At 59.3% G+C, this 6,273-nt stretch carries 6 protein-coding genes; 2 read left to right on the forward strand and 4 right to left on the reverse strand.

What is annotated here, in order from left to right; genetic code table 11:
• Positions 1–7 precede the first annotated feature (7 nt).
• Genes C8D72_RS16670 through C8D72_RS16680 form a run of 3 tightly spaced genes read right to left on the reverse strand, consistent with a single transcriptional unit; the run spans position 8 to position 2,217 of the window.
• Positions 8–589, reverse strand: coding sequence for a YggT family protein (locus C8D72_RS16670; RefSeq protein ID WP_115855587.1), 582 nt, complete (start codon positions 587–589; stop codon positions 8–10).
• Between the two features lie 45 nt (positions 590–634).
• Positions 635–1,462 carry a pyrroline-5-carboxylate reductase gene (proC, locus tag C8D72_RS16675; RefSeq protein ID WP_115855588.1) on the reverse strand — a complete coding sequence of 276 codons (828 nt, stop codon included), beginning with the start codon at positions 1,460–1,462 and terminating at the stop codon, positions 635–637.
• 26 nt (positions 1,463–1,488) lie between these two features.
• Entirely contained in the window at positions 1,489–2,217 is a 729-nt protein-coding gene (locus C8D72_RS16680; RefSeq protein WP_115855589.1) for a YggS family pyridoxal phosphate-dependent enzyme, read from the reverse strand.
• Positions 2,218–2,255: 38 nt separating this feature from the next.
• Here C8D72_RS16680 and C8D72_RS16685 point away from each other — a divergent pair, with 38 nt between their 5' ends.
• Positions 2,256–3,266 carry a type IV pilus twitching motility protein PilT gene (locus tag C8D72_RS16685; protein WP_115855590.1) on the forward strand — a complete coding sequence of 337 codons (1,011 nt, stop codon included), beginning with the start codon at positions 2,256–2,258 and terminating at the stop codon, positions 3,264–3,266.
• Positions 3,267–3,315: 49 nt separating this feature from the next.
• On the opposite strand, the gene C8D72_RS16690 is transcribed toward C8D72_RS16685, so the two are convergent.
• Complete coding sequence (locus C8D72_RS16690; protein ID WP_115855591.1) at positions 3,316–4,431, reverse strand: anhydro-N-acetylmuramic acid kinase; 1,116 nt, start codon at positions 4,429–4,431, stop codon at positions 3,316–3,318.
• 130 nt (positions 4,432–4,561) lie between these two features.
• Here C8D72_RS16690 and tyrS point away from each other — a divergent pair, with 130 nt between their 5' ends.
• A complete protein-coding gene (gene tyrS, locus C8D72_RS16695) occupies positions 4,562–5,767 on the forward strand; it encodes a tyrosine--tRNA ligase (protein ID WP_115855598.1) in 1,206 nt (401 codons plus the stop codon).
• Positions 5,768–6,273 lie beyond the last annotated feature (506 nt).

Here is a 6,273-nt window from a genome sequence, read left to right on the forward strand (position 1 = left end):
CAGAGTGCTAGATCAGCGGGGCCAGCGGTCCGGCTGCGCGACTCAGCGCGCCCACCAGGAAGCTGTCAAGCACGTTGATCAGCAAAAAGACCACGATGGGGGAGAGATCAATCATGCCGATCGAAGGAATGACGCGTCGTACCGGAGCCATGACCGGCTCGGTAATCTGAAACACCAGCAGGGCACCCGGATGGCCGGACTGGGGCGCCACCCAGCTCAGAATGATCATGATGATCATGGCGAAGAAATAGATCTTCAAAATGGCGTTGACCACGCCGGCGAGTGCTGCGATGGCCAAAAGCCCGATGGGCGGAAAGCCGAAGATCGCCATGCAGATCAGGGCAATGCCCACCATCTTGAACAGCAGCGCGACCACCAGCGTTGCGATGTCGATCGGGCCGGCAGGCCGCAGAACGCGTTGCAGGGGCGCCACCAGCGGCGAGGTCGCCTTGACGATCGCCTGGCTGATGGGGTTGTAGTAGTCGGCATGTGAAGCATGCAGCAAAAAGCGCAGCATCAGCACAAACAGATAAAGGTTGATCAGGGTGTTGACCAGCATGATGCCGGTATCGCCCAGTGCGCTCCCCATGGAGACTCTCCGTTATGTCGTCACAAGATGACAGATACAGTGAATTTACTGATCCCGTAGCTCACGTGCCAATGCTTCGGCACGCTCGAAACAGGCCAGTGTGGCATCATCCACCATTTTCTCGAAGCCGGCCTGCTCAAAACTTGCAATGGCGCGTTCCGTAGTACCTTTCGGCGACATGACCTGTTGCTTGAGCGTTTTCGGGTCATGTTCACTTTCACTCGCCATATGGGCAGCACCCAGCGCCGTCTGAATGGCCAGCCGCCGGGCGATATCACGTGACAGACCGCGGGCCACGCCGGCGTCTTCCATGGCTTCCAGCATGTAGAAGAAATAGGCGGGCGCGCTGCCGGCGATGGCGGTCACGGCGCTGAGCTGGCTCTCTTCCTCCACCCATTCAACGATACCGACCGATGCCAGCAGATCGCCGGCCAGCGTGCGATGGTCCTCGCTGATGCCGGCCGGGGCATAAAGCCCGGTAGCCCCCTTGCCGACCAGTGCCGGTGTATTGGGCATGCAGCGAACGATCGGCAGGCTCTCGTCTCCCAGCCACTGGCTCAGAGTTTCAAGGGTGAGTCCGGCGGCAATGGAGATGATCAGCGGGCGGCTGATCTGCAGTGCGTCCTGAAGCGGCTCGCAGACCTCACGCATGATCTGGGGTTTGACGGCCAGGATGACGACATCGGCCTCACTGACGCCTTCTGCATTATCCGTGGTGGTCTGAATGCCGTAGCGCGCCCGGTGCTGCTCGAGTACGGCTTCATCGGGCGAGGTGGCCGTAATGGCGTCGGCCGGATAGCCATTGTCGATCAGTCCTCCGAAGATGGCGCTGGCCATGTTGCCGGCGCCGATGAAGGTCAGTTGACTTGCCATGAAAAGCGTCCTTGTGGTCGGGGTGTTCAGTCGCGGCTGCCGAAGATGGCCGTTCCCAGTCTGACCAGCGTGGCGCCCTCGTCAATGGCGGCTTCCATGTCACCGCTCATGCCCATCGAAAGCGTGTCCAGCGGCGCCTCGGGATAGCGCTCGATCAGCTGCTCGAAAAGCTCGCGCAGCGCAGCATGCGGGACACGCTGTTGCGCAGGATCATCGCTGATGGCCGGAATCGACATCAGGCCGCGCAGCCGCAGGCCCGGCAGGGCCAGCACCTGTTCGACCAGCGCCGGCAATGCCTCCGGCATCACGCCCGACTTCGAACGCTCCCGGCTGATATTGACCTGCAGACAGACATTGAGCGCTCCCAGTGATTGCGGACGCGCTTCGCTCAGGCGTCGGGCAATCTTCTCGCGGTCCACGGTATGGACCCAGCTGAAGTGCTCGGCCACATCACGCGTCTTGTTGGACTGAAGTGCGCCGATATAGTGCCACTCGATCTCTTCAAGATCTGCCAGGCGCTGCTGCTTTTCCAGCGCTTCCTGCAGATAGTTTTCGCCAAACAGGCGCTGGCCGGCCTCAAACGCTTCTCGCAGCATGTCCGCCGGTTTGGTCTTGCTGACCGCCAGTGCCGCCGCACTATCTACAGGCCGGCCGGTGCTGACAAGGGCCTGCTCAAGTCGGTGACGTATCGCGACGATATTATCTTTTACAACGTGGCTCTGCTCTGGGGTCGCGCGTGACTGCTGATCGCTCATGAGTGATCACTCTTTGTGACGTCCGGAACTGCGAACGCATGGATATTATCGAACTGCTGGCTTTTACGGCAAAACAGGGCGCCTCGGATCTACACCTGTCGGCGGGTCTGCCTGCCATGATGCGTGTTGATGGCGAAATTCGTCGTCTCAATGCACCGGCGCTTGAAAACGACGATGTTGATCGTCTGTTGACGGCGGTCATGAGCGAGGCGCAGCAGCAAAGCTTCAGAGAAGCGCTGGAGCTCGATTTTTCCGTCGAGGTGCCCGGCGTGTCGCGCTTTCGCGTTAATGTCTTTCATCAGGACCGGGGTGTGGCCGGCGTGTTTCGTACCATTCCTTCCCATGTGCCCAGTCTGGAGTCGATGGGGCTGGGGGATGTCTTCAGGCGGCTGGCGTCCTGCTCGCACGGTCTTGTGCTGGTGACGGGGCCTACCGGTTCGGGCAAGTCCACCACGCTTGCCGCCATGGTGGACCATATTAACGTCTCGCGCGCCCAGCATGTGCTCACCATCGAAGATCCCATCGAGTTCGTGCATCACTCCCGCCGCGCGTTGATCAATCAACGTGAAGTGCAGCGCGATACGCATGGCGTGGCCAGTGCCCTGCGTTCGGCTTTGCGTGAGGACCCCGACGTTATTCTGGTGGGGGAAATGCGCGATCTGGAAACCATGCGCCTGGCGCTGACGGCTGCCGAAACCGGACATCTGGTGCTGGCCACGCTGCATACTACGTCGGCCGCCCGAACGGTGGATCGCATCGTGGATGTCTTTCCCGGTGATGAAAAGGCGATGGTGCGCGCCATGCTGTCCGAATCGCTGCAGGGGGTTATCTCCCAGCAGCTGGTGCGCCGTATCGGCGGTGGTCGGATTGCAGCGCACGAGATTCTGATTGCTACGCCCGCCATTCGAAATCTGATCCGCGAGGACAAGGTGGCGCAGATTTACTCGGCACTGCAAACCGGCGGCGGACTGGGTATGCAGACCATGGAGGCCGCCCTGTCGAAGCTGGCGGCCGAAGGGCTGATCATTCGCGAAGAGCAGGGTGTATAGGCGGCACGTTTTGATAGATTGCCGGACGCGCCGACATTATCAGCAGGAATTAGCGTTCATACACCCCGCCCAGAACGCGGGGGCCTGCCGCACCGGTCACTGATGCCAGGTTACCCGGGAGCCCTTCCAGGCGCCGCCAGGCAAGCCAGGCGAAGGCGCCGGCTTCCAGCCAGTCCGGCGACCAGCCCAGTGCTTCGCAATGCTCGACGCCGATGGGAGAAAGCCGCGCTATCAGGGCGTTCATCATGGCACTGTTGTGCGCACCACCCCCGCAGGGGATAACGCAGGTGTTAGCCTGAGCGTCGGTAGAAAGGTGGCGCTCCAGTTCGCGGGCGATGCTTTCAACGGTCAGGGTCAGAAGCGTGGCCTGAACATCCGTGGGTGATTCATCTTCCAGATGGGCTTCCAGCCACTGGAGATGAAAGTGTTCCCGGCCGGTGCTCTTGGGCGGTGCGCTTTCAAAAAAGGGATCGCTCATGAGACGTGTCAGCAGGGTCGACTGACAGTGACCCTGAGCTGCCCAGGTCCCATCGTGATCGAACCGTCCTTCATGATGGCGGGCATACCACCCATCCAGCAGGGCATTGGCCGGGCCAGTATCAAAGCCGATCACTGGTATCTCGCTGCCTTCGGGCGGCAGCAGGGTGACATTGGCAAAGCCGCCCAGATTGAGCAGCACACGCCACTGGCGTGCATCGCGAAAGAGGGCGTCATGAAAGGCAGGGGCCAGCGGTGCTCCCTGGCCGCCGGCGGCAAGATCACGGCGACGAAAATCGCCCACCACACGACAGCCGGTCAGTTCCGCCAGACGCGATGGATTGTCCAACTGCCAGGTATAGGGGGCGGGGCCATTCGGGTGATGTTCAATGGTCTGGCCGTGGCTGCCGATGGCCTCGATGTCTCGGGCCTTGTGACCGCTTTTATCCAGTAGTGCGGTGACGGCCTGTGCCTGAAGCTGGCAGAACGACTCTTCGGCGTCGGCCAGGGTCTCAAAAGCGGCCTCTCTGGCATGACATAGTTGCCACAGCTGGCGACGCAGTGGCTCCGGCATCTCGATACCCGTGGCTTCCAGTAGAACGGGGCGGTGATGGTGGTCGCACTTCACCAGTGCAGCATCGATGCCGTCCAGACTGGTGCCGGACATCAGGCCTATTACAAGACTCATCTACTCACTCCTGCCGGGGCGGTCTCCGCTTTTGCCGCCATGCTATCATGCCCCACATTTCTTGCTGCTCTTCCCCGGGCCGGGTACCGGACGAGCAGCCGCAATAACCTGAAAACAGGAGATGCAGGTCATGGCCGATGTTGCCGATGCGCTGGCGCTGATCAAGCGCGGTGTCCACGAGACGCTGATAGAAGAGGAGCTGGAGAAAAAGCTCTCTCTGGGACGGCCGTTGCGCATCAAGGCCGGCTTCGATCCTACCGCGCCCGATCTTCACCTGGGGCACACGGTGCTTTTGAACAAGCTACGGCAGTTTCAGGACCTTGGGCATGAGGTGTTGTTTCTGATCGGCGATTTCACGGGACGTATTGGTGATCCGACCGGCAAGAGCGTGACGCGAAAGCCATTGACGGAAGAAGACGTCATGGCCAATGCGCGGACCTATCAGGAGCAGGTGTTCAGGGTACTTCACCCTGATCGCACAAGGGTGGTCTTTAACGCCGAGTGGATGAGCAAAATGTCGGCAGCCGACCTGATCGGACTGGCCGCCCAGTCAACGGTGGCGCGCATGCTGGAGCGCGATGATTTCGAAAAGCGCTACCGCGGCAATCAGCCCATCGCCATTCACGAATTCCTGTATCCGCTGATACAGGGGTATGACTCGGTCGCGCTGGAGGCCGATATCGAAGTCGGTGGTACCGATCAGAAGTTCAATCTTCTGATGGGGCGTGAGCTGCAAAAGCATTACGGGCAGGCGCCGCAGGTTGTGCTGACCATGCCGCTGCTTGAAGGTCTTGATGGTGTACAGAAGATGTCCAAGTCGCTGGGCAACTATGTCGGCATTACTGATCGGCCGGGTGAAATGTTCAACAAGATCGTTTCCATGCCGGATTCGCTCATGTGGCGCTACTTCGAGCTGTTGTCGCTCAAGCCGATGGATGAGGTCAGGGCATTGATGAGTGATGTGGACAACGGCGCCAACCCGCGCGACGTCAAGATGGTGCTGGCACGCGAGCTGGTCGCCCGCTTTCATGGTGAAGAGGCAGCCGCCGGTGCACACCGTGCCAGTGGCAACCAGCTCAAGGAAGGTGAGCTGCCCGACGATCTGCCGGAAGTAGAGGTCACGGTCGAGGATATGGATGAGGCGCCCATTGCCCTGATCCTCAACCGCGCCGGTCTTGCCAACAACAGCGCTCAAGCAAAGGACATGTTGAAAAACGCTCGTGTCTGGGTCGATGGTCACAAGGTTGAAGCGGGACATATGCTCACAACCGGTCATGACTACGTGATTCAGGCCGGCAAGAAGCGCTATGCCCGAGTGCGATTGCAAAAAGGATAAGTTTATTCCTGGACAAGTCATACATCTGCAGCGGTTTTTCTCATAAAAAGTTGGACACGTCCGCTACAGTCAGGTAGATTTGTACATACACTGAGGCAGCAGGCGCATGGAAGCGTTGCACCCAAGGAAGGGAAGCCTTGGTGTAAATTTTAAAACATCACCATGGAAGGTGGTGTTTAAGGATCAGGAAGATCCACGAAGCCCATAGCTGATACTTCAGCTGCGGGCTTTTTCTTTTTGGGTATTCAGGTGTCAGAGAAGGACTTGAGCCACGGTTTATGTAGAGGTGTTGATAGAGGGTAAAAAGCCGTTAGCAAATCTTTTTGGCGAAAGGGGTTGCGCGGTGCCGGTGTGATCTATAAAGTACGCATCCGCTGCCACGGAGCACACGGCGACGAGGCAGCGGGGGAAGCAAGCAGGTGATTGTTTTGACTAGGGTTTTGGTCGCTCAATCAGGATTTCAGATCCAGCCGCTGACTTCCGCATCGAAAAAAAGAGGTTGACTT

Source organism: Kushneria indalinina DSM 14324 (genome assembly GCF_003385845.1).
Classification (GTDB): domain Bacteria; phylum Pseudomonadota; class Gammaproteobacteria; order Pseudomonadales; family Halomonadaceae; genus Kushneria; species Kushneria indalinina.